The sequence below is a fragment of the Nonomuraea sp. NPDC049486 genome (assembly GCF_040676925.1).
Lineage (GTDB): Bacteria > Actinomycetota > Actinomycetes > Streptosporangiales > Streptosporangiaceae > Nonomuraea > Nonomuraea ferruginea.
This window is the reverse complement of sequence record NZ_JBFAPV010000009.1, coordinates 360,445-384,260: the sequence shown is the minus strand read 5'-3', so window position 1 is coordinate 384,260 and position 23,816 is coordinate 360,445. Positions and strand designations below refer to the sequence as shown.

Annotated in this window: 21 protein-coding genes; 14 read left to right on the top strand and 7 right to left on the bottom strand. The window is 73.0% G+C overall.

The annotated features are described in order from the left end of the window. Positions 1–26: 26 nt before the first annotated feature. Together AB0K05_RS26880 and AB0K05_RS26875 are read right to left on the bottom strand one after the other, a co-directional pair. Complete coding sequence (locus AB0K05_RS26880; RefSeq protein ID WP_219545366.1) at positions 27–1,007, bottom strand: zinc-binding dehydrogenase; 981 nt, start codon at positions 1,005–1,007, stop codon at positions 27–29. Between the two features lie 5 nt (positions 1,008–1,012). Then, entirely contained in the window at positions 1,013–1,882 is an 870-nt protein-coding gene (locus AB0K05_RS26875; protein ID WP_364232611.1) for a haloalkane dehalogenase, read from the bottom strand. A gap of 74 nt (positions 1,883–1,956) precedes the next feature. On the opposite strand from AB0K05_RS26875, the gene AB0K05_RS26870 reads away from it, so the two are divergent. Next, positions 1,957–2,454, top strand: coding sequence for a MarR family transcriptional regulator (locus tag AB0K05_RS26870; RefSeq protein WP_271274879.1), 498 nt, complete (start codon positions 1,957–1,959; stop codon positions 2,452–2,454). Positions 2,455–2,732: 278 nt separating this feature from the next. Here the strand turns inward: AB0K05_RS26870 and AB0K05_RS26865 are convergent, their stop codons facing one another. Further along, positions 2,733–3,149, bottom strand: coding sequence for a hypothetical protein (locus AB0K05_RS26865; protein ID WP_271274878.1), 417 nt, complete (start codon positions 3,147–3,149; stop codon positions 2,733–2,735). A 310-nt stretch (positions 3,150–3,459) separates the two neighbouring features. On the opposite strand from AB0K05_RS26865, the gene AB0K05_RS26860 reads away from it, so the two are divergent. After that, positions 3,460–3,765, top strand: a complete 306-nt coding sequence (locus AB0K05_RS26860) for a hypothetical protein (protein WP_148030523.1) — start codon at positions 3,460–3,462, stop codon at positions 3,763–3,765. Between the two features lie 31 nt (positions 3,766–3,796). Here the strand turns inward: AB0K05_RS26860 and AB0K05_RS26855 are convergent, their stop codons facing one another. Further along, complete coding sequence (locus AB0K05_RS26855; RefSeq protein WP_271274877.1) at positions 3,797–5,377, bottom strand: ABC-F family ATP-binding cassette domain-containing protein; 1,581 nt, start codon at positions 5,375–5,377, stop codon at positions 3,797–3,799. Between the two features lie 333 nt (positions 5,378–5,710). Here AB0K05_RS26855 and AB0K05_RS26850 point away from each other — a divergent pair, with 333 nt between their 5' ends. Next, positions 5,711–7,312, top strand: coding sequence for an FAD-binding protein (locus AB0K05_RS26850; protein ID WP_364232607.1), 1,602 nt, complete (start codon positions 5,711–5,713; stop codon positions 7,310–7,312). Positions 7,313–7,323: 11 nt separating this feature from the next. On the opposite strand, the gene AB0K05_RS26845 is transcribed toward AB0K05_RS26850, so the two are convergent. Beyond that, on the bottom strand, positions 7,324–7,818 hold the full coding sequence (locus tag AB0K05_RS26845; RefSeq protein WP_364232605.1) for a hypothetical protein: 495 nt from the start codon (positions 7,816–7,818) through the stop codon (positions 7,324–7,326). A 158-nt stretch (positions 7,819–7,976) separates the two neighbouring features. Between AB0K05_RS26845 and AB0K05_RS26840 the strand changes: the two genes are divergently transcribed. The 4 genes from AB0K05_RS26840 to AB0K05_RS26825 all read left to right on the top strand — a co-directional run bounded on the left by AB0K05_RS26840 (position 7,977) and on the right by AB0K05_RS26825 (position 12,621). Continuing rightward, positions 7,977–9,437, top strand: coding sequence for a hypothetical protein (locus AB0K05_RS26840; protein WP_364232603.1), 1,461 nt, complete (start codon positions 7,977–7,979; stop codon positions 9,435–9,437). A gap of 36 nt (positions 9,438–9,473) precedes the next feature. Next, the gene (locus tag AB0K05_RS26835; RefSeq protein ID WP_364232601.1) at positions 9,474–10,373 is read left to right on the top strand and encodes a sulfotransferase; all 900 of its coding nucleotides are present in this window, start codon (positions 9,474–9,476) and stop codon (positions 10,371–10,373) included. Between the two features lie 97 nt (positions 10,374–10,470). After that, positions 10,471–12,087 (top strand): sulfatase-like hydrolase/transferase, encoded by a 1,617-nt coding sequence (locus tag AB0K05_RS26830; RefSeq protein ID WP_364232599.1) that lies wholly within the window; start codon positions 10,471–10,473, stop codon positions 12,085–12,087. Positions 12,088–12,138: 51 nt separating this feature from the next. Then, positions 12,139–12,621: a MarR family transcriptional regulator gene (locus tag AB0K05_RS26825; protein WP_148030530.1), complete on the top strand. Its 483-nt coding sequence runs from the start codon at positions 12,139–12,141 to the stop codon at positions 12,619–12,621. On the opposite strand, the gene AB0K05_RS26820 is transcribed toward AB0K05_RS26825, so the two are convergent. Beyond that, positions 12,618–12,983 (bottom strand): anti-sigma factor antagonist, encoded by a 366-nt coding sequence (locus AB0K05_RS26820; protein WP_148030531.1) that lies wholly within the window; start codon positions 12,981–12,983, stop codon positions 12,618–12,620. The genes AB0K05_RS26825 and AB0K05_RS26820 overlap by 4 nt on opposite strands. Before the next feature lie 211 nt (positions 12,984–13,194). Between AB0K05_RS26820 and AB0K05_RS26815 the strand changes: the two genes are divergently transcribed. Continuing rightward, positions 13,195–14,244: an alpha-hydroxy acid oxidase gene (locus AB0K05_RS26815; protein ID WP_345482527.1), complete on the top strand. Its 1,050-nt coding sequence runs from the start codon at positions 13,195–13,197 to the stop codon at positions 14,242–14,244. Here AB0K05_RS26815 and AB0K05_RS26810 read toward each other — a convergent pair. Further along, the gene (locus tag AB0K05_RS26810) at positions 14,216–14,779 is read right to left on the bottom strand and encodes a cupin domain-containing protein (protein ID WP_364232596.1); all 564 of its coding nucleotides are present in this window, start codon (positions 14,777–14,779) and stop codon (positions 14,216–14,218) included. The genes AB0K05_RS26815 and AB0K05_RS26810 overlap by 29 nt on opposite strands. 79 nt (positions 14,780–14,858) lie before the next feature. Here AB0K05_RS26810 and AB0K05_RS26805 point away from each other — a divergent pair, with 79 nt between their 5' ends. The 6 genes from AB0K05_RS26805 (at position 14,859) to AB0K05_RS26780 (ending at position 23,808) form a co-directional block, all read left to right on the top strand. Further along, positions 14,859–16,322 (top strand): SWIM zinc finger family protein, encoded by a 1,464-nt coding sequence (locus AB0K05_RS26805; RefSeq protein ID WP_364232593.1) that lies wholly within the window; start codon positions 14,859–14,861, stop codon positions 16,320–16,322. Beyond that, a complete protein-coding gene (locus AB0K05_RS26800; RefSeq protein WP_261808429.1) occupies positions 16,319–17,698 on the top strand; it encodes a DUF5691 domain-containing protein in 1,380 nt (459 codons plus the stop codon). The genes AB0K05_RS26805 and AB0K05_RS26800 overlap by 4 nt, the downstream gene beginning before the upstream one ends. After that, on the top strand, positions 17,695–18,759 hold the full coding sequence (locus AB0K05_RS26795; RefSeq protein ID WP_148030534.1) for an AAA family ATPase: 1,065 nt from the start codon (positions 17,695–17,697) through the stop codon (positions 18,757–18,759). Before AB0K05_RS26800 ends, AB0K05_RS26795 begins: the two co-directional genes overlap by 4 nt. Next, positions 18,756–21,200: a DUF5682 family protein gene (locus AB0K05_RS26790; RefSeq protein WP_364232590.1), complete on the top strand. Its 2,445-nt coding sequence runs from the start codon at positions 18,756–18,758 to the stop codon at positions 21,198–21,200. The genes AB0K05_RS26795 and AB0K05_RS26790 overlap by 4 nt, the downstream gene beginning before the upstream one ends. After that, positions 21,193–22,374 carry a VWA domain-containing protein gene (locus tag AB0K05_RS26785; protein ID WP_148030536.1) on the top strand — a complete coding sequence of 394 codons (1,182 nt, stop codon included), beginning with the start codon at positions 21,193–21,195 and terminating at the stop codon, positions 22,372–22,374. Before AB0K05_RS26790 ends, AB0K05_RS26785 begins: the two co-directional genes overlap by 8 nt. 63 nt (positions 22,375–22,437) lie before the next feature. Beyond that, a complete protein-coding gene (locus AB0K05_RS26780; protein ID WP_261808430.1) occupies positions 22,438–23,808 on the top strand; it encodes an MFS transporter in 1,371 nt (456 codons plus the stop codon). Positions 23,809–23,816: the final 8 nt, after the last annotated feature.

Below are 23,816 nucleotides of genomic sequence, written 5' to 3'. Positions count from 1 at the left end.
AAGGGTCCCTTTCGTGGGAAGAGGGGTCACGGTCGCAGGACCGTCTTTCCGGTGGTGGCGCGCGATTGCAGAGCGAGGTGCGCGGCGGCGGCGTCCGCCAGGGCGAACCGCCGGCCGATCACAGGGATGAGTCGCTTGCTGATCAGCGCTTCCATGGCGCTGAGCTCCAACGCCCGGGTGCCTCCTGGGCGCTGAAGGATTCGGGCCCCGACGGCGGAGGCGGCGCTGATCCCTCGGGCGAACAGGTCGTGGGCCGACAACTCGGTCAGGGATCCCGAAGCGGAACCGAACATCACCAGGCGTCCGGCCACCTCGAGCAGTTCCAGCGCGTCCCGGCCGATCTGGCTCCCGACTCCGTCGAGGACCAGCGTCACCGGCCTGCCCGCCAACGCCTCGCGCACAGCGTCGGGCCAGCCGGGCCGGTTGTAGTCGATGGCGTAGTCGGCGCCCAGCCCGCGGATGAGCGCCACCTTGTCGGGGCCGCCCGCGACGCCGACGACCGTCGCGCCGACGGCCAACGCTGCCTGGAGCAGCAGGGTTCCGATTCCTCCGGCGGCTGCGGTGACCAGGACGACGTCGCCGGCGACCGGGCTCGCGAGTTCGAGGATCGCCATGGTCGTCCGGCCGGTGCCGATCATGGCCACGGCGGAGTCGGCGTCGACGTCGTCAGGCAGGACGTGGAGGGCCGCCGACGGGGCCAGCGCGAGCTCGGCGTACCCGCCACTGGCCAAGCCGAGGTCGGCGACGACGCGTCGGCCGATGAGGTGCGCGTCCGCGCCGGTGCCTATCTCGTCGACGAGTCCGGCGACCTCCCGGCCCGGGGTCATGGGCAGGCGGGGCGCGACCCGCGGCCCGCCTCCTCCTTGGCGGATCACCGTGTCCAGGAGGTGAACACCGGCCGACTCGACCCGGATCCGCACCTCGCCGTCGGCGGGATGGGGATCGGGCACCTCCTCCAACCGGAGTTCCCCGGGGCCGCCGAACGCGTGCTGCCTGATCGCTCGCATCGTGCTCAGCCCTCGCCGCGCAGGTTGTGCTTGACCAGCCAGGCGAGCAGCGAGGCGGCGATGGCCTCGGGCTGATCCTCGGGGGTGTGATGGCCGGCGGGCCCGTGCATCACGATCTCCAGGGCGGACACGTGGGCGGCGCACCAGTCGATGGTCTCCTTACCCGTCATCGTGCCCGGTCCGGGCTCGAAGGTGAGCAGGAGCTTGGGCACCTCCGCGCTGTCGGCCAGCCACTCGTCGTAGGCGGCGACCCTGGCCACGACGTCGGCCGGCTCCCCCTCCAGGGGCATCGCCCGCGGCCACTGCAGCAGCGGCAGCCGGCTCTGCCTGGTCGGGTAGGGGCGGCGGTAGACCTCGTGGTCCTCCTCGCTCAGCCCGCCGGCGATGGTGGCAGGAAGCGCCTTTTCGATGAACGCGTTCTGGTCCAGGACCATGGCCTCGCCCACACCGGGCGTGCGCATGGACTCGAACAGCGGGCGGGCACCGGTGGGGAAGTCTGCCCAGGACATCGGCCTGATGATCGTCTCAGTGAACGCGATGCCCCGGACCCGTCCGGGATTGCGGGCGGCCCAGTCGAAGGCCAGGGCGCCGCCCCAGTCGTGACCGACCAGCACGACCTGATCGAGACCGAGCGCGTCGAACCACGCGTCGAGGTAGCGGGCGTGATCGTGGAAGGTGTAGGCGATGTCGGGCTTGCCCGACTCGCCCATGCCGATGAGGTCGGGTGCCAGGCACCGGCCGTACTGGCTGACGGTGGGCAAGATGTGCCGCCACAGGTAGGACGAGGTGGGGTTGCCGTGCAGGAAGACCATCGGCGTCCCCGCGCCGGCCTCCCGGTAGAAGATCGTGGAATCAAGAACATGGGCAGCGGGCATGGCAGGTCTCTCTGCGAAGATGGCATACTAGACAGGTACCTGACCATACTAGAACTAGACAGGTGGCTGTCAATATGAGCCGAGATCCGTCCGCCAAGCGCCTGCGGCTCGCCCTCCTCCTGCGCCTCCTCCACCGCGAATACGCCCATGACATCGAGGCGTCCCTCGCAGAGGCGGGCTTCGGCGACATTCGCTCGGGGGATGCCAAGGTCTTCCCGTTCGTCCCGCCCGAGGGAATAGCGATACGCGAGCTCGCCGTCCAGGCCGGCGTGCGCAAGCAGACCATGGCACAGTCGGTCGACCAGCTCGAACGTGCCGGTTATCTGGAACGCCGCACGAATCCCCGCGATGGCCGGTCACGGTTGATCGTCCTCACGGAACGGGGAAGGGCGGTACGGCCGCTGGCGGCGGGCATGGGAGACAGGATCGAACAGCGGTGGGCCGAACTGACCAGTCCCGAGGAGTTCGAGACCCTCCGCGGCCTCCTGCACCGCCTGCTGGACCGCATCGGCCAGGCGGACCCCGACGCGGCCGCCCGCTTGACGTCGCTCGGCGACAGTCATCTCGACTGACCCCCAACCGTGCACGGTACGGCGGGTGTCGTGCGGGCGCAGGGTGCGCGCTGATGTCTGCCCTCGTCAGCGATTTGTTGCTCACGCCTCGGCCAGGAGTTTCAGATCACGTCCGCGTGGCGAGTACAGATACGACATCGTCCACGTACGCCTTGATGTGGCCCGTGAGGTGAGCAGCAGGTGGGGCGGCTCTGTTCGCGCACGCCATGGTCTGGCCGGACCGGCTCCGAACCGCCCCTGTGAGCTCCGGCGGCTGAGCCGGTACGGGCTCGGGTGCTTCAGGTGCAGGTGATGGCGATCGGCGTAGTGGCGACGCGCTGGGAGAAGTCGGGCGCCCCGCCGTCCAGGTTGGCGAAGCCGTAACCCATGACGTGGTAGTTCCCCGGCACGCAGGACACCATGTTGAGCTTGTAGACGTAGGCGAGGTTGTACTGGTAGATCTCGGCGTAGTTCAGGAAGGTGCCGTCCCGGTACAGGGAGAGGTAGCCGCCGATGAACGAGACCTTCTGGTTGCACGAGACCTCGACGTAGGCGTACACGTTCGTCGTGTACAACTGGGTCGGGTTGGTGATGGTGATGGTGCAGCTCAGGGCCGAGGCGCTGGCCGCGTTCGCCGCCTGGGCGGGTGACACGCCGAGCGCCAGGGCGGCTGCCGCGCCGAGTGCGAGGGCGCGCCTTGCATGGTGAGGTTTCAAGAAGTCATCTCTCCCTACTGCCGCTGGGGCGGGGGGTTCTTGGGCGAGAGTCACACGACGACCGCGGGTCCGGACAGGCCCATTTCGGGTGGTGACCGGCGCCCTGGTGGTCGTATCGCGGCTTCCGGGCGGCCCGTATCCGCCCGGCGACCTCGCCCGGCGGATCAACCGGCCGGTCGCGGGCCTCGTGACGGGGAGCGACGGTGTCGTCGCGGTCGCGTCCGCGCGGCGGTGCGGGTGAAACTTTCAGCACCGGCTCTGGCCCGCCGGTTCGCCACGGGCGTGCGCCGGTCGCGCTAGCGTGCTGCTTATGATCATCCGTACCTGGAGAGGCTGGACGCGGGCGGCCGACGCGGCCGACTACGAGGCCTACCTGATGCGCACCGGATACGCCGAGTACACCGCCACCCCCGGCAACAAGGGCGCCTACTTCACCCGCCGCGACGCCGGGGACCGCACCGAGTTCTTCCTGATCACCATGTGGGACTCGTGGGAGGCGGTGAAGGCGTTCGCCGGTGAGGACCCGTCCGTGGCCGTCTTCTACCCCGAGGACGAGCGTTTCCTGGTCGACAAGGAGCTGACCGTGGACCACTACGACATGTTCGCCGGCACGTAGGACGCATGCATGATCACCGAGGCCCCGGCGTTCACCGCTCCTTCCGCAGCCAGCGGGTGATGCCCAGCGTCTCCAGGAACGGCAGGTCGTGGCTGACCACGATGAGCGCCCCCCGGTAGGCCGACAGCGCCTGGGAGAGCTGGCGGACGCTGGACATGTCGAGGTTGTTCGTGGGCTCGTCCAGGAGGAGCAGGTGCGGCGGGGGCTCGGCCGACAGCAGCGCCGCGAGCACCGCGCGGAACCGTTCGCCGCCCGACAGCGTGCCCGCCGCCCGCTCCGCCCGCTCGCCCCTGAACAGGAAGCGCGCCAGCCGCGCCCGCACCTCGTTCACCGGCGCTGACGGCGCGAAGCGGCGGACGTTGCCGAGCACGCTCAGCGAGTCGTCCAGCAGGTCGAGCCGCTGCGGCAGATAGCCGGTCGGGACCGGGTGGTCGCCGTCCGCGACGCTCCGCAGCAGGGTCGTCTTGCCGGACCCGTTCGGGCCGACCAGGGCGATCCGCTCGGGGCCGCGGACGACCAGCTCCGCGATCGGCTCGCCGTCCTCCTCAGGCCCGCCGCGCAGCTCGTACAGGCCCGTCAGGTCCGGCAGGGTGAGCACCGTGCGGCCGGCCGGGACCGCCGTCTCCGGCAGGGTGACCCTGATCTCGTCGTCCTCGCGCAGCGCCTGCTCGGCCTCGGTGAGGCGGTCGCGGGCCTGGTCCAGCTTCTCCGCGTGCATCGTGCGGTGCTTGCCCGCCGAGACCTGCGCCGCCCGCTTGCGGCCGCCCATGACGATCTTGGGCTCGCGTTTGGTCGCGTTCATCTTGTTGCCGTACCGGGCCCTCCTGTCCAGCTTGGTCTGCGCCTCCTCCAGCTCGCGTCTCTGCCGCCGGACGTCGCCCTCGGCCGCGCGGACCGTGCGCTCGGCGGCCTCCTGCTCGGTCTCCAGCGCCTCCTCGTACGCGGTGAGGTTGCCGCCGAACATCCGTACGGCGCCGTCCCGCAGGTCGGCCACCTGGTCCACGAGGTCGAGCAGGGCACGGTCGTGGCTGACGACCACCAGCACCCCGGACCAGGAGCGGACGGCGGCGTAGAGCCGGCGGCGCGCGTCCAGGTCCAGGTTGTTGGTGGGCTCGTCGAGCAGCAGCACCTCGGGGCGGCGTACGAGGAGCGCGGCCAGCCCGGTCATGACCACCTCGCCGCCGGACAGCGTGGCGGCGGTGCGGTCCAGGTCCAGGTGGCCGAGGCCGAGCCGGTCGAGTTCGGCGCGGGCGCGCTCCTCGACGTCCCAGTCGTCGCCGATCACGGTGAAGTGCTCGGCGGCGACGTCCCCGTTCTCGATGGCGTGCAGGGCGGCCCGCTGCGCGGTGATGCCGAGCAGGTCGGCGACCGTGCTACCGGTGGCCAGCGGGAGGTTCTGCGGGAGGTAACCGATCTCGCCGGCCACGCTGATCGTGCCCGAGGACGGGCGCAGTTCGCCGGCGATCAGCCGGAGGAGGGTCGACTTGCCCGACCCGTTGACGCCCATCAGGCCGGTGCGGCCGGGGCCGAAGGCGACGTCGAGGTCCGACAGGACGGGCGTGCCGTCGGTCCACTCGAACGAGATGGCGTCACAGACGATGGAAAAAGACATAAGGGCGGCTCCCTGACGTGTCTAGAAATTTCGGGACACGTGGAGACACCGCGCGCGCAGACCGGGAAGACCGGAAAGGAGATGGCCGAAAGAGAGGCGATCGTCTGAGGTCGGGCATGCGCACAGCGAAATGGCGCGGCGTCTCGGCCTCAGATCTCCAACAGGATCACCTCAGGGGTCGGCGACAAGGACGCCGAAACCATACCCGCTGGACCCTCCGAGATCAAGGGGTGGAGCCATCTCCACCCCCGTCGTGCACCTGAATCCATTCACGGGGCGGGCCGCGATCCCTAGCGTCGTCAGCGAGGGCTTCGACGAGACGGGGGACCGGTCATGAGCGAGATCACGCGGCGGCTGTTCATCGGGGCCGGGGCTGCGGCCGGGGGCGTGGCGGCGGCCGGCGGGGTCGCGCCGCCCGCCCGGGAGGCACCGCTGTCAGGACCCGTCGTGGTGCGGCCGGGGGACCCGCGCTACGAGTACCTGGCGGTCCGCAGGACCAACCTGCGCTTCCGGCACGAGCCCGAGTACTTCCACCTGGCCGGCTCCACCGAGCAGGTCGTCAAGGCGGTGCAGGAGGCGGTGCGGGCCGGCCGCAGGATCGCCGTGCGCAGCGGCGGCCACTGCTACGAGAACTTCGTCGGCGACGGCACCGAGGTCGTCATCGACCTGTGTGAGATGTCCGGCGTGTACTTCGACGCCAGGCGCGGCGCGTTCGTCATCGAGGCCGGAGCCACGCTGATGGACGCGTACCGGACGCTCTACCTGGGCTGGGGCGTCACCATCCCCGGCGGCCAATGCGGGGGCGTGGCCGCCGGGGGGCACATCGCGGGCGGCGGGTACGGGCCGCTGTCCCGCCGCGACGGGCTGACCGTCGACCACCTGCACGCCGTCGAGGTCGTGGTCGTCGACAGGGACGGCCGCGCCCGCGCCGTCGTCGCCACCCGGGACCCCGGCGATCCGCACCACGACCTGTGGTGGGCGCACACCGGCGGCGGCGGAGGCAACTTCGGCGTCGTCACCCGCTACTGGATGCGCGACCCGCGCGCCCGCGGGAACGACCCGGCCGAGTTGCTGCCCAGGCCGCCCCGTACCGTCCTGTCCGGAGTGGCGATCTGGTCGTGGCAGGGGATGGACCGCGCCTCGTTCCGCAGGCTGCTGCGCAACTACGCCGACTGGCACGTCCGCAACAGCGAGCCCGGCAGCCCGAACCTGTCGCTGTGGGGCTCCCTGATGATCCCCGGCAGGCAGGCGGGCGACGACCCGGGCGGGATGATCATGCCCACCCAGATCGACGGCGACCTGCCCGGCGCCGAGAAGCTGCTGCGCGACCACTTCGCGTTCGTCGCCGACGGGGTCGCGCCGCCGCAGTACGTCCCGCCGCTGATCCGCCAGCCCTGGTACGAGGCCGTACGGGAGCTCTCCCTCGGCGCGGACGCCGAACGGGGCCGGTACAAGGGCAAGTCGGCCTACCTGCGGGAGCGGTTCACCGACGAGCAGGCCGACGTGGCCTACGACCATCTCGGCGAACCGGGCGAGATCTCCTCCCAGGGCATGCTCTGGCTGCTGTCGTACGGCGGGAAGGTCAACACCGTGCCGCCGGAGGCCACCGCCACCGCGGAACGCCGGTCGGTGCTCAAGGCGCTGCACCTCGTCACCTGGGAGGAGGGCCAGGACGGCGACGCCCGCGTGGCGTGGGTGCGCGGCCTGCACAGGGACACGTTCGCGCGCACCGGCGGTGTCCCGGTCCCCGGCGGCAACTGCGGCGGCGCCTACATCAACTACCCCGACAGCGACCACGCCGACCCGGCCTGGAACACCTCCGGCGTCCCCTGGTCCACGATCTACTACGACGGGAACTACGCCCGCCTCCAGCGGGTCAAGCGCCGCTACGACCCCCGCGACGTCTTCCGCCACGCCCTTTCGGTGCGGCCGTAGCCGGCGGCGGGTCAGCCGCCGCCCCGGCGCTTGGCCCGGGCGCCGCAGTTGCCGTAGCCGTCGGAGCCGCCGGTGGCCCGGTCGTCGAAGAACACGTGCCGGCCGGTCTTGCCGGTCCGCGTCGTCCCCTCGAAGGCGACGCACTTGTCCTTGGCGTAGGCCTTCACCGGTCCCGCGTAGTACTTGTAGTCACTCTTGTCCTGGTAGGTCCGGTCGGGGGTCTCGACCCAGAGGGTGGCGGTGGTCCAGGTGGGCACTCCCACGTGCCTCGACTTGATGGTGACGACGCAGTTCTCTCCCGTACGCGCGCTGTAGAGCAGGTGGACGTGGGCCCAGACGACGCCCTCGCGGTCGGTCACCGGCCGGGTGCCGTTCGCCACCTTCCCGAAGCCGGGACCGCACACCTGCTCGGGGGTGTGCCCGCCGTGCGCGGCGGCCGGTGAGGCGGTCAGGGCGGTGGCGAGCAGGGCCGCCGAGACGAGTCCTGCCGTGGTTCTGCTCATCATGAGATGTCCTCCCGAGTCGTGGACGGTGATCACGAGAGTGCGGGGCGGAGCGATTGTCCGGAACCGTCCGGCGTGAAGTGCGGACAACGAGTTGTCCGTGGACAAACCGGTTCTCGTCAGATGATCATCGGAGAGGGGGTGGGAAGGGGGCGGTCGCGATGGAACGCAGGGCGGGCAGACCCCAGGGCCGGCCGAGAGGAAGCACGGAGCAGGCCAACGCGCTGGCGGAGTTCCTGCTCGGGCTCACCGGCGGGACGACTCTCCGCGAGCTGGCCGGGCGTTACCACGTGAGCAAGACGCTCTGGGGTGAGTACCGTTCCGGTGAGAAGATCATCCCGCTGGAGTTGCTGCGGCGGCTGGTACGCGACCGCACTCCAGACGAGCGCACCCGCCGGACGCGCCTGGAGACCGCCGAGCGCCTGCACGCGGCAGCCCTCGCCACAACTCCCCAGCCCTCCACCGCCCTCACAGAACCGCCCCCCGCCTCTCCCTCGTCCGTCGAGGCGGCCCTGTCCGCCGGCCATCCCACGTCTGCCGAGCCAGCCCTGCCCGCCGGCCCTCCCACATCCGCCGAACTGGCTCCGCCCCCCGCCTCACCCGCGCCCGTCGAACCGATCGGTCCCGCGGCGGGTGGGGTGCCGGTGGGACGGCGTAGGCGGCGTCCTCTGCTGTTCATCGGCGTCGCCGGGATCGTGGTGCTCGCCGTGCTCGTCGCCCTGGCCGGGTGGGAGCCGCCGAGCGCGCCCGGCGTCCCGGCGAGCGGCGTCGTGACGGCCCAGCCTGCCTCGGGCGCCGGGGTGTTCTCCGTCGGGCCGGGCGGCCGGGGCGTCTTCCGGTGGGACGGCGGCGAGGAGTGGACGAAGATCGGGGACGCCGCGAAACGCCTCTGGGCCGGTCCCGCCGGCCTGTTCGCGACGGGCATGGACGACCGGCTCTACGTGTACGGCGGCAGTCCCGGCGTCTGGTCACCCATCAGCGAGCCGGGCGCCGACTTCGCCGTAGCCGGTCCACGGTTGCACCGGCTGGCCGCGGACCGCCAGTCCGTCCACGTCTGGGACGGGAAGGGCACCTCCTGGACCTGGATCGGCGCGCCGGCGACACGCCTGTACGGCGGCACGCGAGGCCTGTTCGCCGTCGCCCCAGGCACCGGCTGGATCTGGTTCTACCGGGACAGACCCGGCCACTGGGACTTCGCCGGCACCGAGGGCGCCTCGTTCGCGGTCACCGGCCAGGGCCTGTACGGCCTCACCCCGGATCGCGGCGCGGTGAACCGCTGGACCGAGGGGGAGCCGCCGGCGTCACGGCGGCGATGGGTCCACGCGGCGGGCCCCGCGGGCGAGCTGTACGGAGGCGCCGCGGGCCTGTTCTCCACCGACCCGCCGGGCGCGAGGCTGCGCGTCCTGCCGGAGCCGGGACCGGGGGCCTGGCAGGACATCGGCCCGGCAGGCGCGGAGACGCGGGTGGGCGGCCGGGCGGTGTACGTCCTGGCCCGGGATCGTTCGCGGATCCTCCGCTGGACCCGCGACACCGGCGCCTGGCAGCGCATAGGCGGACCCGCCCAGACCCTGGCGGTCTGGGAGGACCCGGAAGGTCAGGCCGAACCTCACAGGGCGGGTTAACCGGGGGTTCACCGGTCACCCGTACGTTGACGGGCCATGAGCTGGAAGTACAGGGCCAACGCGACGCTAGAAGGACTGACCGGTTACACGATCACCCGCGCCGGGAGGCGGCGGGCGGCCAAGGCGCCCGAGCCGAGGCCCGCGCCCAGGCCGGCGCCGGAGACGCAGCGGCTGCCCGACGACGTGGTGCGCGAGCCGGTGGACCCGGCGCACGACCGGCTGCTCCGCGAGCCCGTCTTCCTGCTGTCGTCGGTCCGGTCCGGCTCGACCCTGCTGCGGGTGATCCTGAACTCCCACAGCCGGATCCACTCGCCCATCGAGACGCACTTCCGCCGCATGACCGTGGCGTTCGGCACCGACCCCGTACGGCAGGCGATGCGTCTGCTCGGCCACACGCACGCGGACGTCGAGCACCTCGTCTGGGACCGGCTGCTGCACCGGGAGCTGTCGCGCAGCGGCAAGCCGATCCTGGTGGAGAAGACGCCGAGCAACGTGTTCGTGTGGAAGCGCCTCAGGACGTGCTGGCCGGACGCCAGGTTCATCTTCCTGCTGCGGCACCCGATGTCGATCGTGCAGTCCTGGCACGAGGCCGACCCCGTCAAGCGGCCCATGGCGGAGGCCGTGCCGCGGACTCTCGCGTACATGAACCACCTCCAGGAGGCCCGCACCCAGGTGGAGGGCCACACCCTGCGCTACGAGGACCTGGTAGCAGAGCCGGAAGGGACGCTGAAGGACCTCTGCGCCTTCCTCGGCGTGTCCTGGGAGCCCGGAATGCTCAACTATGGAGACAAGGATCACGGGACGTTCCAGAAAGGGGTGGGCGACTGGCGCGACAAGATCAAGAGCGGTACGGTCGTCGCTGGCCGCCCGTTGCCCCCAAACGACGAGCTGCCTCCCGAGCTCGAGGAGATCTGCAGGCTCTGGGACTACTGCTGACGAGCGCGGCCCTTTCGTTATCCGGCTCCGGCAGAGTTCGCTTGCCGTTCTCCCGTGGTTCGCACCCCGATCTCACACTGCACCAAAGGTGTCCTGCATGATCCCCGCTCCCTCACGTCGCACCCTCCTGGCGGGTGCGCTGGCCGGCCTGTCCGTCCCCGCCGCCGCGTCGCCGGCGCAGGCCGCGCTCGTCTCCCGGCCCAACTTCCTGGTCATCCTCGCCGACGACCTGGGGTGGGGTGAGATCGGCATCAACGGGCAGAAGAAGATCGTCACGCCGAACATCGACCGGCTGGCGGCCGACGGGGTGCGGTTCGAGGCCGCCTACGCGGGGGCGCCGCTGTGCGCGCCGTCGCGCTGCTCCCTGCTCACCGGTCTGCACGCCGGCCACTCCACCGTACGGGAGAACCCGGAGGGCGGCCCCCAGCGCGCGCTGCGGGAGGGCGACCTGACCTTCGCCGAGCTGCTCCAGCTGGCCGGCTACCGCACGGCGTGCATCGGCAAGTGGGGGTTCGGCCCCGAGCTGCCCGGCCAGCCGTCGCATCCGAACGAGCGCGGCTTCGACGAGTTCTTCGGCTACATCAGTCACCGCCACGCCCACCAGTACTTCCCCAGCTACCTGTGGCGCAACGGCGGCAAGGTGGCGATCACCGGGAAGAAGTACGCGCCCGACCTGTTCCTGCGGCAGGCCGTCGACTTCATCAAGAAGCCGTCCGACCGGCCGTTCCTGCTCTTCTTCCCGACGAACCTGCCGCACTCGCCGAGCGAGGTCCCCGGCAACGCCGGCCGCTACAAGGACAAGCCGTGGAGCCGCGCCAACCGGCGCCACGCCGCCCAGGTCACGCTGCTCGACTCGTACGTGGGCGAGCTCGTGGGCGCGCTGCGCGAGGCCGGGGTCGCCGACGACACGATCGTGCTGTTCATGAGCGACAACGGCCCGCACCGCGAGAAGGGCGTGACGCCCCGGCTGTTCGACTCCAACGGCCCGTTCCGCGCCGACAAGCGCGATCTGTACGAGGGCGGCATCCGGGTGCCGCTGATCGCCTGGTCGCCGAAGATGCGCTCCCGGGTGGAGACGCGGCCGGTGGCCTACTGGGACCTGATGCCGACGCTGGCCGACCTGGCAGAGGTGCCGGTGCCCGACGGGATCGACGGCCGCTCGTTCCGCGGCATGCTCAGCGGCGGCTCCGGGCCCGACCACGACCACCTGATCTGGAACCGGCCGCGCAAGGCGCAGGCGATCCGCCGCGGCCGCTGGAAGGCGATCAGGTTCGCGCCCGGCGTCGAGGGCGCGGGCCCCGACGGCAGGATTGAGCTGTACGACCTCGACGAAGACCTCGGAGAGCGGAAGGACCTGGCCGCCATCAGGCCGGACGTGGTCTCCGAGCTGATGGACCTGCTCGACCGGTCGATCGGCCCCGACCCGCGCCGCCCGTACGGGCTCAGGGTGACGGCCTCGGGCGACCGCGTCACCGTGACGCTCGTCAACGGCTCGGCCGTCACGTGGCGCAAGGTGCGGCTCGGGCTGACCCTGCCGCGCGGGGGCAAGGTGACGGCCCGCAGGGAGGTGGCCGAGCTGCTGCCGGGCGAGGAGACCAGCGCGACCTTCCGGGTTCCCGGGCGCGGCCTGGTCACCGGGTCGGCGGCCTTCCGCTCGGGGAAGAAGCGGCACACGTTCCGCAGGACCTACCGCCACCAGCGCAGCCTTGTGTGAAATATCGCATCATTCGGCAGCCCGTGATGTGAAGCGTGTACAAAGAGGGCTATGCCAGAGCGGGCGGACGATCTCTCCGCGGTGATCTCGGCGGTGCTGACGGGCACCCGCCTGCTCGTCGGCATCGCCGCCCGCTCGCTCGGCGCGGTGGCGGACCGGGTCACGCTGTCGCAGTTCAGGATGCTGGTGGTGCTGGCCACCCAGGGGGAGACCAAGCTCGTCACGATGGCCGACCTGCTGAACGTCAACCCCTCCACGGCCATGCGGATGGCCGACCGGCTGGCCGCCGCCGACCTGATCGTGCGCGAGGTCAACCCGCTCAACCGCAGGGAGAGCCTGATGCGGCTCACCCCGGAAGGCCTGCACGTCGTGGACGAGGTGACCGCCCGCCGCCGCGCCGAGATCGGCACGATCGTGGCGCGCATGTCGCCGGAGCAGTGCCGCGCGCTGGTCGCGGCCATGAACGCCTTCAACACGGCGGCCGGTGAGCCTCCCGGGGAGGGCCCGCACCCGCTGGGCTGGCCCGAGGGCTAGGACGTGATCGGTTTGGGCAGGGCGGCGATCGCCTCCTGGACCGTGCCGTACGACCTGAACCGCTTGGTCAGGCCCGTGACGTCGAGCACCCGCTGGACCCGGGGATGGAGCTCGCAGAGGACCAGGACGCCGCCGGACGCCTCGGCCCCGCTCGCCGCCGCGATCAGGACGCTGAGCCCCGACGAGTCGCAGAACTCGACGCCTTTCATGTCGACGACGACCTTCGCGGGCTCGGTGCTCGCGATGGCCTCGGCCATGCAGCGGCCGCACTCGGCGGCCGTAGCGATGTCGAGCTCACCCGACAGGCTGAGGACGGCGGCGCCGCCGTTGGGGGTGATGATCCAGGAGAAGCCGGGCTGCATGTCTCCGCCCTCCTAAAGTGTGACATTTCACCCTTGAGCTCACCATTGCACAATGCAATGAATCCAGGCAGTACCCAAGAAACAACGCCAACATGCGCCGAGTCCCGTTAATCTCGCCGCTGCGCGTCAACGATGTGACTCAGCGCTACTGGAGCGTACGTCCTGCAAGCCACGATTGCCAGCCCCGGCATCGTACGGGCACATTGAGCGCATGGATCCGGTCAACCTGCGCGAGTACGAGCAAGCGGCCAAGGACAGATTAGACCCCGATCTCTACGACTATTTCGCCGGCGGAGCCCAGGACGAGGTGACGCTGCGTGCCAACGAGGCGGCGTTCCGGCGGCTGATGCTGGTGCCCCGGGTGCTGACCGGCGCCGGCGAGCCCGCGCTGGACGTCACGATCCTGGGGCGGACGGCGTCGATGCCGGTGCTGGTGGCGCCCACCGCCTTCCACCGGCTGGCGCACCCGGAAGGGGAGCTGGCCACCGGGCGGGCGGTCGCCGCGGCCGGGGGCATCATGATCACCGCGATGCTGTCGACGGTGGCGATGGAGGAGGTGGCGGCCACCGGCGCCGAGCTCTGGTTCCAGTTCTACCTGCAGCCGGACCCCGGCTACACCGAGCACCTGGTGCGGCGGGCGGAGGCGGCGGGATGCCGGGCGCTGGTGATCACCGTCGACTCACCGGCGCTGCGGACAGGGGAGCGGGCCAGGAGCGCGCTGCTGGAACTGCCGGCGGGACTGTCGTGCCCCAACCTGGGCGGCGACGGTGACATCCGGCAGGTGACGCTCTCACCGGAGATCTCGTGGGAGCACGTGGACCGGCTGCGCAGGACCACCTCGTTGCCGATCGTCCTGAAAGGCATCCTGCACCCGGCCGACGCTGCCCTGGCGGTCGCGCACGGCGCCGACGCGATCATCGTGTCCAACCACGGCGGACGCCAGCTCGACTCCGCCGCCGCCACCATCGACCGCCTCCCGGCGGTCGCCGACGCGGTGGACGGCCGCGTGCCCGTCCTGCTGGACGGCGGCGTGCGGCGCGGCACCGACGTCGTCAAGGCGCTCGCCCTGGGCGCCCGCGCCGTCGCGATCGGCCGGCCCGTGGTGTGGGGGCTGTCGGTGGCGGGCGCCGACGGCGTCGCTCACGTGCTGGCGCTGCTCCGCGCCGAACTGGCCAACGCGCTCACCCTGTGCGGCCTCGGCTCGGCCGGCCAGGTGCCGCGCGACCTGGTGGTCACCGACGGCCCGGCGGCAGCGCCGTGAAGTCGGCGAAGTCGAACCCCGGCGACACCACGCAACTGACCAGGACCTCCTGGCCTTCCGCGGGCCTGGCCGACTGCCACACGCCGCCGGGCACCACGGCCTGCGGCACCTGCCCGCGCTCGACGTCCGGCCCCAGGATCACGCTCTCGTCGCCGATCGTCAGCCGCAGCGGACCGCCCCGGTGCCACAGCCACACCTCGTCGGAGCGCACCATGTGCGGCACCGACTCCTCGCCCGGCCGCAACAGGAAGTAGATTCCGGTCGCGGAGGCGCGGGCGCCCTCGTACCCGTCGGGCCGGAACGTCACCCCGGCCCGCCACGTCTCCCTGAACCACCCGCCCTCAGGATGCGGCAGCAGGTCGAGCGCCCGCGCGACCGGCGGCCGCGGCTCGAACCCCACCGGCGCCCCGGTCACGTCCCGCCGCAGGAACCGCGTCCCGTCGAGCACGAGCTGCCCCTCCAGCCCCCGCGCCAGCGCGTCCTCCTCGCCGGCCACCTCGAACACCGGCCCGTCCGGATAGATCATCAGCTCCATCCGGCAGATTTTACGGGGGCGCGGTCGATCGTCTTCGCACGGTCGCGGAATGTCGGTCGGCGTGGCTAATGTGCGGCGAGTGATCGAACGGTGGAGCCGTGATCAGGTCCTCTCCCTCGCCCCCGACGCGTCCTCACGGAAGGCCGCCCAGGGGGTCGCCGCGCCGGGCAGGTGGCCGGTGCGCGGCCTGACGGGCGAGGTGCTGTTCGGCGAGTGCGAGGGCAGCGGCGCCACGCCCTACCAGGCCTGCGTCGACCTGGGCGAGCCCGCCTACCGGTGCAGCTGCCCGAGCCGCAAGTTCCCCTGCAAGCACGCCTTGGGGCTGCTGCTCCTGTGGTCCTCTGACGGCGTCCCGCATGCGGACGGGCTGCCCGCGTGGGCGGGGGAGTGGCTGGCCCAGCGCGAGGCCCGCGCCGCCCGCTCGGCCGCCCGCCTCGAAGCCGCGCCGTCCCCGCCGCCCCGCAACGGCGAGTCGTTGCGGCACGGGCGGGTCGCGGCCGGGCTGGCGGAGCTGGAGCGGTGGCTGGCCGACCAGATCCGCCAGGGCCTGGCCACGGCCGCGCCGCACGACTGGGAAGGTCTGGCCAAACGGCTCATCGACGCCCAGGCGCCGGGGGCGGCGGGCATGGTGACCAGGCTCGCCCGGGTCAGGGACGAGGACGAGTGGCCGGGCCGGCTGCTGGAGGAGCACGCCCTGCTCCACCTCCTCGCGGTCGCCTACCGCAGGCGTGCCGAGCTGCCCCCGGAGCTGGCCGAGACGGTGCTGATGCGGGTCGGGTTCCCGGTGACCCGGGAGGAGGTGCTGGCCCGTCCGGTGGTGCGCGACCGGTGGGACGTCCTCGGCCGGCGCGACGAGGAGCAGGACCGCCTCACGGCCCGCCGCGTCTGGCTGCGCGGCCGCTCGACCGGCCGCGCCGCGCTCATCCTGTCCTTCGCCCCCTCCGGCCAGCCCCTCGACGCCTCCCTGGTGACGGGCACCACCATCGACGCCGACCTCGCCTTCTACCCCGGCGCCGCCCCCCTCCGCGCCCTCGTCGCCCACCGCCACCCACCCGCCCTTCGGGAAGCCGTCGCAGAACACGCGCCGCAGCCCTCGGCTCCTTCGGGAACGCTCGCGGGGCATGCGTCGCCGTCCCTTTCGGGAGCCGGCTCTCCTCGTACGGGCGTGCGCGCCGACGCCTCAGAGGCGCCTCTGATGGGCGGATCGGGCGCCGAGACGGGGTCGTCTGCGGGGGATGCGCACGGGGCTTCTTCGGAAGCGGGCGGGGTCGTGCCGGGGATGAGTGCCGACGACGCGATGGGGGAGGTCGCCGCGGCGCTGGCCGCCGACCCGTGGACCGAGTCGTGGCCGCTGGTGCTGACCGGTGTGGTGCCGGGGGAGGCCACGCTGGCCGGGTTCCCGCTGCTGGCCTCGTGGCGCGGGGTGTGGCGGCTGCTCGCCGTGTCCGGCGGGCGGCCGGTGACGGTGGCCGCCGAGTGGACGCCGCGCGGCCTGCGCCCCCTGACGACCTGGGACGAGGACGGGACGGTGGTGATCCTGTGAAGACCGGCGACCCTTCGGCGGCACTCCGGGCGACGGCGAACGACTGGGAGGAGCTGGCCTCGACGGCCCTCGTCGGGACCGACCGCAGACCGTACCCCGGAGACCTGCTCGGCGCCGCCGCCGTCGAGACGGTGCGGCGGCGCGCCGGGCGGCGGCCCGTGGAGCCCGAGGGCGAGGAGGCCGCGCCCGGGGAGGAGCAGGAGCCGGTCGGCAGGCGCGCCGCCGAGCGGCTGGCGCGCATCGTGGGCGGCGAGCACGAGAGGCTGCTGCCCGAATGGCTGGCCGTCGCCGCCGCGACGGGCCGCAGGGTGCCGCCTTACGTGCTGCCCGAGCTGCTCGAACGCGGCCGGTGGGACCGATCCGTGCGCGCCCACCTCGGGGTGATCGCCGGACGGCGCGGCCGGTGGCTCGCCGCGCGCAACCCCGCGTGGGCCTACCTCCTGGACGAGCCGACCGGCGAGACGTGGGAGCTGGGCAGCGCCGCGGACCGGCGCGCCCACCTGCGGCGGCTCAGGAAGCAGGACCCCGCCGGGGCGCGGCGGCTGCTGGAGACCACGTGGGAGCGCGAGACGCCCGACGACCGGGCCGCGTTCACGGAGATGCTGGCCGACGGGCTGTCCATGGACGACGAGCCGTTCCTGGAGTCGGCGCTCGACGACCGGCGGCGCGAGGTGCGCCAGGAGGCCGCCAACCTGCTCACCCGCCTGCCGGGGTCCCGGCTGTCGCGGCGGATGGCCGAACGGGCCCGCGCCTGCCTGACCGTCACGCCCGCCGCGATCCTCGTCGAGCCGCCCGCGGGTTGCGACGGCGTGATGGAGCGCGACGGCATCAGGGCCAAGCCGCCGCGCGGGTTCGGCGAGCGGGCCTGGTGGCTGCAGCAGGTGATCGCCCGCGCGCCGCTGACGATGTGGGGCGAGCCGCCGGAGAGCCTGCTCGCCCGCCGCATCCCCGAGTGGGACGGCGAGGTGAAGGCCGGCTGGGTGCGCGCCGCGGTGTTGCAGCGCGACCCGGCGTGGGCGCGGGCGATGTTCGCCTGGGATCCGATCGCCGACCTGCTGGAAGCGCTCGGCCCTGACGAGCAGCAGGAGCTCGCCGCCGGGTTCACCCTGGGCCACGACCTCGACAGCCAGCTGATCATGGTGCTCGGCGGGGTGTCGCCCTACTGGCGGGAGCCGCTCGCCTCGGCCGTCCTGCACAAGATCGTCAAAGTGGCCGCCAGCCAGCCGTGGAACCTCGACGAGCTGGTCCGGCTGGCCGGCGAACGCCTCGACCCCGGCCTGGCCCCGCTGGCCGAGAGCTACTCGCCCGCGCCGGCCGTCCAGCGGGTGGCCGCCTCGCTGCGCTTCCGCGCCGACATGTTCAAGGAGTTGTCATGACCGTTCTGCGTCCCCACGCGGAAGACCAGTACGCCGACGAGCTGGCCCTGCTCGCCAAGGAGGACGACCGGGCGCGCCCGCCCGGCTGGAAGCTCTCGCCGTGGGCGGTCACCACCTACATCCTCGGCGACGGCGACCGCGTCACCCCCAAGTACGTCGGCGCCCGCCGCATCGTCGAGGTCGCCGTCGCCACCCTGGCGACCGACCGGGCGCTGCTGCTGCTCGGCGTGCCCGGCACGGCCAAGACCTGGCTGTCGGAGCACCTCGCCGCCGCCGTCAGCGGCGACTCGACGCTGCTCGTCCAGGGCACCGCCGGCACCGCAGAGGAGGCCATCCGGTACGGGTGGAACTACGCGCGGCTGCTGGCCGAGGGCCCGTCCCTGGACGCGCTGACGCCGTCCCCGGTGATGCGGGCGATGGCCGAGGGGCGGGTGGCCAGGGTCGAGGAGCTCACCCGCATGCCGTCCGACGTGCAGGACGCGCTGATCACCGTGCTGTCGGAGAAGACGCTGCCGATCCCGGAGCTCAACCGCGAGGTGCAGGCCGAGCGCGGCTTCAACGTCATCGCCACCGCCAACGACCGCGACCGCGGCGTCAACGAGCTGTCCAGCGCGCTGCGCCGCCGCTTCAACACGGTCGTGCTGCCGGTGCCCGCCACGGCCGAGGAGGAGGTCGACATCGTCGCCCGCCGCGTCGCCCAGCTCGGCCGCTCGCTGGAGCTGCCCGAGACGGCGACCGCGCTGTCGGAGATCCGCCGCGTCGTGACCGTCTTCCGCGAGCTGCGCGCCGGCCTGACCGAGGACGGCCGCACCAAGGTCAAGTCGCCCAGCGCCACGCTGTCCACCGCCGAGGCGATCTCGGTGCTGACCAGCGGCATCGCCCTGGCCGCCCACTTCGGCGACGGCGTGCTGCGGCCCGCCGACGTGGCCGCCGGCATCGTCGGCGCGGTGGTGCAGGAGCCGGTGTCCGACCGGGTGGTGTGGCGCGAGTACCTGGAGACGGTCGTGCGCGAGCGGTCCGACTGGCGCGACTTCTACCGCGCCTGCCGCGAGGTCTCATGAGCGGCGTCTCCGTCCTGGGCGTCCGCCACCACGGCCCCGGCTCGGCCCGCGCCGTCCGGGCCGAGCTCGAACGCCTGCGCCCCGACGTCATCCTCGTCGAGGGCCCGCCGGAGGCCGACTCCCTCGTCCGCCTCGCCCCTGACCTGGAGCCGCCGGTCGCGCTGCTGGCCCACGTCCCCGGCAGCGCGTCCAGCGCCGCCTTCTGGCCGTTCGCCCGCTTCTCCCCGGAATGGCAGGCGATCCTGTACGGGGTCGGGGCGGGCGTCCCGGTCCGCTTCTGCGACCTTCCCGCCGCCCACACCCTCGCGGAGCCCTCGGAGCCCGCCGAGCCCGCTCCGGAGTCCGCGGAGGAGTCGACGCGGCTCGATCCCATCGGGGCGCTGGCCCACGCCGCCGGATACGACGACCCGGAGCGGTGGTGGGAGGACGTGGTCGAGCACCGGGGCGACACGCCGTTCGAGGTGATCGCCGAGGCCGTGGCCGCCGTCCGGGAAGGGTACGTGCCGGCCGGGCGGGAGGCCAGGCGCGAGGCGTACATGCGCAAGACCCTGCGTGCGGCGATCAAGGAAGGGCACGGGCGGATCGCCGTGATCTGCGGGGCCTGGCACGTCCCCGCGCTGTCCGGGCCGCTGCCGCCGGTCAAGGACGACAACGCGGTGCTGCGCGGGATGCCCAGGGTGAAGGCGGAGCTGACCTGGGTGCCGTGGACGTACGGGCGGCTGGCCTGGTGGAGCGGCTACGGGGCGGGCATCACCTCGCCCGGCTGGTACGACCACCTGTTCACGGCCCCCGACCGGCCGATCGAGCGGTGGCTGACCGGGGCGGCGGGGGTGCTGCGCGACGAAGGGCTGGCGGTGTCGCCGGCGCACGTGATCGAGGCGTCGCGGCTCGCCCACGGGCTGGCGGCGCTGCGCGGCCGGCCGCTGGCGGGGCTGGGCGAGGTGACCGAGGCGGCCCGGGCGGTGCTGTGCGAGGGCGACGACCTGGCCGTCGAGCTGATCCACCGGCGGCTGGTCGTCGGCGACCGGCTGGGGCTGGTCACCGACGGCACGCCGATGGTGCCGCTCCAGCGTGACCTGCGCGACCAGCAGCGCAAGGTGCGGCTCAAGCCCGAGGCCCTCGACCGTGAGCTCGATCTCGACCTGCGCAAGCCGCTCGACCTGGCGCGCAGCCATCTGCTGCACCGGCTGCGGCTGCTCGGGGTCGGCTGGGGGGAGCCGGGGGAGGCACGGGGCAAGGGCACGTTCAGGGAGACGTGGCGGCTGCGGTGGGAGCCGGAGTTCGACCTGGCGCTGATCGAGCGGGCGGCTCTCGGCACCACGGTCGAGACCGCCGCCACCCGCCACGCCCGCGACCGCGCCACCGGCACGCCAGTTCCCGGACCGATGCCCGGTGGCTCGCCGGGGCCCGGCGGGACGGCAGGGGGTTCTCCCGGGTCCGGTGGTGGGCCGGGCGGGGCGTCGCAGGGCGGTGGGTCCGGCGGGGTGTCGCAGGGCGGTGGGTCCGGCGGGGTGTCGCAGGGCGGTGGGTCCGGCGGGGTGTCGCTGGCGGAGCTGACCGGGCTGGTGGAGCAGTGCCTGCTGGCCGACCTGCCCGAGGCGCTGCCCGACGTGCTGGCCGCGCTGTCCGCCAAGGCGGCGCTCGACACCGACGTCACCCGGCTGATGGCGGCGCTGCCGGCGATGGTGCGCGCGCATCGGTACGGCGACGTACGCGGGACCTCGGCCGAAGGGCTGACGGTGATCGTGCGGTCGATGCTCGACCGGATCTGCGTGGGCCTGCCCGTCGCGGTGACCCGGCTGGACGACGAGGCGGCGGCCGGGCTGCTCGGCCACGTCGACGCCGTGCACACGGCCATGGGCCTGCTGGACGAGGGTGCGGGCGGGCCGGATCGTCCCCTGGACGAGAGTGCGGGCGGGCTGGATCAGCCCCCGAACGCGGGGGAGTCCGAGCAGCCCGGCGGCGGCACGGCGTCGCCGCGTGAGCGGTGGCTCGCCACGTTGCTCGGGCTGTGCGGGCGTCAGGATCTGCACGGCCTGGTCGAGGGACGGCTGACCCGGATCCTGCTCGACGCCGGGGAGATCGACGACGCCGGCGACCGGATGGCCAGGGCCGCGTCGCGCGGCGAGTCGCCCGCCAGGACGGCCGCCTGGGTCGAGGGGTTCCTGTCCGGCGGCGGCCTGCTGCTGGTGCACGATCCGCGCCTGTTCGGGCTGGTCGACGAGTGGCTCACCGGGCTCGGCGCCGAGCAGTTCGTCGAGGTGCTGCCCCTGCTGCGGCGTACCTTCGGCAGCTTCGCCGTACCCGAGAGGAGAGCGGTGGGGGAGCGCGTGCGGCAGGGCGGGCGCGCGGCGGAGGCCGCGGAGCCGGAGCTGGACGAGCGGCGCGCGGGAGCGGCCGCGCGCACCGTGCTGGAGATCTTGGGGAGTGCGCATGGCTGACCAGGACGAGCGGCTGCGCAGGTGGCGGCTGGTGCTCGGCGGCGGCGACGCCGACGGCACCGGCCACGGCCTGCGGGGCGCCGACGCGGGGATGGACGCGGCGCTGGCCGCCCTCTACGGGCAGGGCGGCGGGGGCGGCAAGGCGGGCGGGCGCGAAGGCGGGCTGGGCGCGTCGGCGCCACGGGTGGCCCGCTGGCTGGGCGACATCAGGACCTACTTCCCCGCCACGGTCGTCCAGGTGATGCAGAAGGACGCGATCGAGCGGCTCGACCTCACCCGCCTGCTCCTGGAGCCGGAGATGCTGGACGCCGTCGAGCCCGACGTCCACCTGGTGGGCACGCTGCTGTCGCTCAATAGGGTGATGCCCGACCAGGCCCGCGAGTCCGCCAGGGCGGTGGTCCGCGCGGTGGTGGCCGAGCTGGAGAGACGGCTCGCCCAGAAGACCAGGGCGGCCGTCACCGGCGCGCTCGACCGCAGCGCCAGGAACCACCGCCCCAGACGCGCGGCCGACATCGACTGGGACCGCACGATCCGCGCCAACCTGAAGAACTACCTGCCGGAGCGCGAGACCGTCGTCCCGTCGCGGCTCGTCGGCTACGCGCGCAGGCAGCGGGCGGTCCAGCGTGAGGTGGTGCTGGCCATCGACCAGAGCGGGTCGATGGCGGCCTCGGTGGTCTACTCCAGCGTGTTCGGCGCCGTCCTGGCCTCGATGCGCTCGCTCAAGACGTCGCTGGTGGTCTTCGACACGTCCGTGGCCGACCTGACCGACCAGCTGCACGACCCGGTGGAGCTGCTGTTCGGCACCCAGCTCGGCGGCGGCACCGACATCAACAGGGCCATCGCCTACTGCCAGGGCCTCATCACCCGGCCGGCCGACTCGATCTTCGTGCTGATCAGCGACCTGTACGAGGGCGGCATCCGGCGGGAGATGCTGCGCCGGGTGGCCGCGATGACCCAGGCCGGCGTCCAGGTGATCGTGCTGCTGGCCCTGTCCGACGAGGGCGCGCCGTTCTACGACCACGAGAACGCGGCGGCGCTGGCGGCGATGGGCGTGCCCGCGTTCGCCTGCACCCCCGACGCCTTCCCCGATCTGATGGCCGCGGCGATCGAGCGCCGCGACATCGGCCGGTGGGCCGAACGCAACCTCGGCGGCCCCGGCCAGGCAGGTCCCTAGGGCGGACGGCCTACGCCCTGCGCCCGATGTGCCGGCCCGCCGGTTCGCGTAGCTTGACGGATCATGACGATGACTGCGGAGCGCGCCCCCGGCGTGCTCTCCTCCCGATACCGCGGGCTCAGCGTGGGGCTGGTCGCGCTGATCATGCTGGTGGCCTTCGAGGCGATGGCGGTGACCACCGCGATGCCGGTCGTGGCCCGCGAGCTCGGCGGCCTGCACCTGTACAACCTGGCCTTCAGCGCCACGCTGGCGGCGAGCGTGATCGCCACCGTGCTCGGCGGGCGGTGGAGCGACAGGAGCGGGCCGATGCCGCCCATCGCCGCAGGGGTGGCCGCCTTCGTCGCGGGCCTGCTGCTCGCGGGCGCGGCGCCGACCATGGAGGTCCTCGTCGCGGGCCGGTTCGTGCAAGGGCTCGGGGCCGGGCTGATCCAGGTGGCGCTGTACGTGTTCGTGGCCCGGGTCTACCCGCCGGAGCTGCACCCGAAGGTGTTCGCCCTGTTCTCGGCCGCGTGGGTGGTGCCCTCGATGGTGGGGCCGACGATCGCCGGGCTGGTGGCCGAGCACGCCGGCTGGCGGTGGATCTTCTACGGCGTGTCCCTGATCGTGGTGCCCGCGGCGCTGCTGCTCTGGCGGGGCGGCGGCGACCGGGCCACGGGCGGGGCCGGCGCGGCGGACGCCCCGGCGATCGGCGGCAAGCTCGCCTGGGCCGCGCTCACCGCCGTCGCCGCCGCGCTCATCCAGTACGGCAGCGCGCTCGGGCTGGGCGGCGTGCCGCTGCTGGCCGCGGGCGGCGCGCTGCTGGCCGTCGCGCTGCCCCGGCTGCTGCCCGCCGGGTCGCTCAGGGCCGCCCGCGGCCTGCCGAGCGGGCCCGTGCTGCGCGGTCTCGCCTACGGCTCGCTCATGGCCGCCCAGGTCCTCATCCCGCTCATGCTCACCCAGGAGCGCGGCCTGTCGCTGGCCGCCGCGGGCGTGGTGCTGACGGTCGGCGCGCTCGGCTGGTCCGCCGGTTCCTGGATCAAGGGCCGCGGCACGATCGGGAACATGACCGCCCTGCGCGGCGGCGCCCTCATGATCGCGGCCGGCATCTCGCTGGTCTCGCTCGTCCTCGTCGACGCGGTCCCGATCGGGCTCGCGCACGTCGCGATGGCGATCTCCGGGCTGGGCATCGGCATGCTCCACCCCACGGTGTCGGTGCTGGTCCTGGAGATGTCGGCGAAGGGCGAGGAGGGCGGCAACGCGGCGGCGCTCGGGGTCGGCGAGTCGGTGTTCACCGTGGTCGCGGTCGCCGTGAGCGGCGCCCTGTTCACCGCCACCGGGCAGGGCTACCTCGTGGGACTCGCCTTCACCGTCGTGCTCGCTCTCGGCGCCGCGTGGGTGGCCCCCCGTTTCGTCCACCCCGCCGGGGCAGGCACACTGGAGGAGGCCGCGTCATAAGAGGGGGG

What these genes read in the sequence shown, in the direction of transcription:
- AB0K05_RS26780 (WP_261808430.1), top strand. Translation starts at nt 22,438, where the DNA reads ATGACGATGACTGCGGAGCGCGCCCCCGGCGTGCTCTCCTCCCGATAC.
- AB0K05_RS26790 (WP_364232590.1), top strand. Translation starts at nt 18,756, where the DNA reads ATGAGCGGCGTCTCCGTCCTGGGCGTCCGCCACCACGGCCCCGGCTCG.
- AB0K05_RS26870 (WP_271274879.1), top strand. Translation starts at nt 1,957, where the DNA reads ATGAGCCGAGATCCGTCCGCCAAGCGCCTGCGGCTCGCCCTCCTCCTG.
- AB0K05_RS26845 (WP_364232605.1), bottom strand. Translation starts at nt 7,818, where the DNA reads ATGATGAGCAGAACCACGGCAGGACTCGTCTCGGCGGCCCTGCTCGCC.
- AB0K05_RS26830 (WP_364232599.1), top strand. Translation starts at nt 10,471, where the DNA reads ATGATCCCCGCTCCCTCACGTCGCACCCTCCTGGCGGGTGCGCTGGCC.
- AB0K05_RS26850 (WP_364232607.1), top strand. Translation starts at nt 5,711, where the DNA reads ATGAGCGAGATCACGCGGCGGCTGTTCATCGGGGCCGGGGCTGCGGCC.
- AB0K05_RS26855 (WP_271274877.1), bottom strand. Translation starts at nt 5,377, where the DNA reads ATGTCTTTTTCCATCGTCTGTGACGCCATCTCGTTCGAGTGGACCGAC.
- AB0K05_RS26835 (WP_364232601.1), top strand. Translation starts at nt 9,474, where the DNA reads ATGAGCTGGAAGTACAGGGCCAACGCGACGCTAGAAGGACTGACCGGT.
- AB0K05_RS26820 (WP_148030531.1), bottom strand. Translation starts at nt 12,983, where the DNA reads ATGCAGCCCGGCTTCTCCTGGATCATCACCCCCAACGGCGGCGCCGCC.
- AB0K05_RS26810 (WP_364232596.1), bottom strand. Translation starts at nt 14,779, where the DNA reads ATGGAGCTGATGATCTATCCGGACGGGCCGGTGTTCGAGGTGGCCGGC.
- AB0K05_RS26860 (WP_148030523.1), top strand. Translation starts at nt 3,460, where the DNA reads ATGATCATCCGTACCTGGAGAGGCTGGACGCGGGCGGCCGACGCGGCC.
- AB0K05_RS26785 (WP_148030536.1), top strand. Translation starts at nt 21,193, where the DNA reads ATGGCTGACCAGGACGAGCGGCTGCGCAGGTGGCGGCTGGTGCTCGGC.
- AB0K05_RS26840 (WP_364232603.1), top strand. Translation starts at nt 7,977, where the DNA reads ATGGAACGCAGGGCGGGCAGACCCCAGGGCCGGCCGAGAGGAAGCACG.
- AB0K05_RS26880 (WP_219545366.1), bottom strand. Translation starts at nt 1,007, where the DNA reads ATGCGAGCGATCAGGCAGCACGCGTTCGGCGGCCCCGGGGAACTCCGG.
- AB0K05_RS26795 (WP_148030534.1), top strand. Translation starts at nt 17,695, where the DNA reads ATGACCGTTCTGCGTCCCCACGCGGAAGACCAGTACGCCGACGAGCTG.
- AB0K05_RS26875 (WP_364232611.1), bottom strand. Translation starts at nt 1,882, where the DNA reads ATGCCCGCTGCCCATGTTCTTGATTCCACGATCTTCTACCGGGAGGCC.
- AB0K05_RS26815 (WP_345482527.1), top strand. Translation starts at nt 13,195, where the DNA reads ATGGATCCGGTCAACCTGCGCGAGTACGAGCAAGCGGCCAAGGACAGA.
- AB0K05_RS26825 (WP_148030530.1), top strand. Translation starts at nt 12,139, where the DNA reads ATGCCAGAGCGGGCGGACGATCTCTCCGCGGTGATCTCGGCGGTGCTG.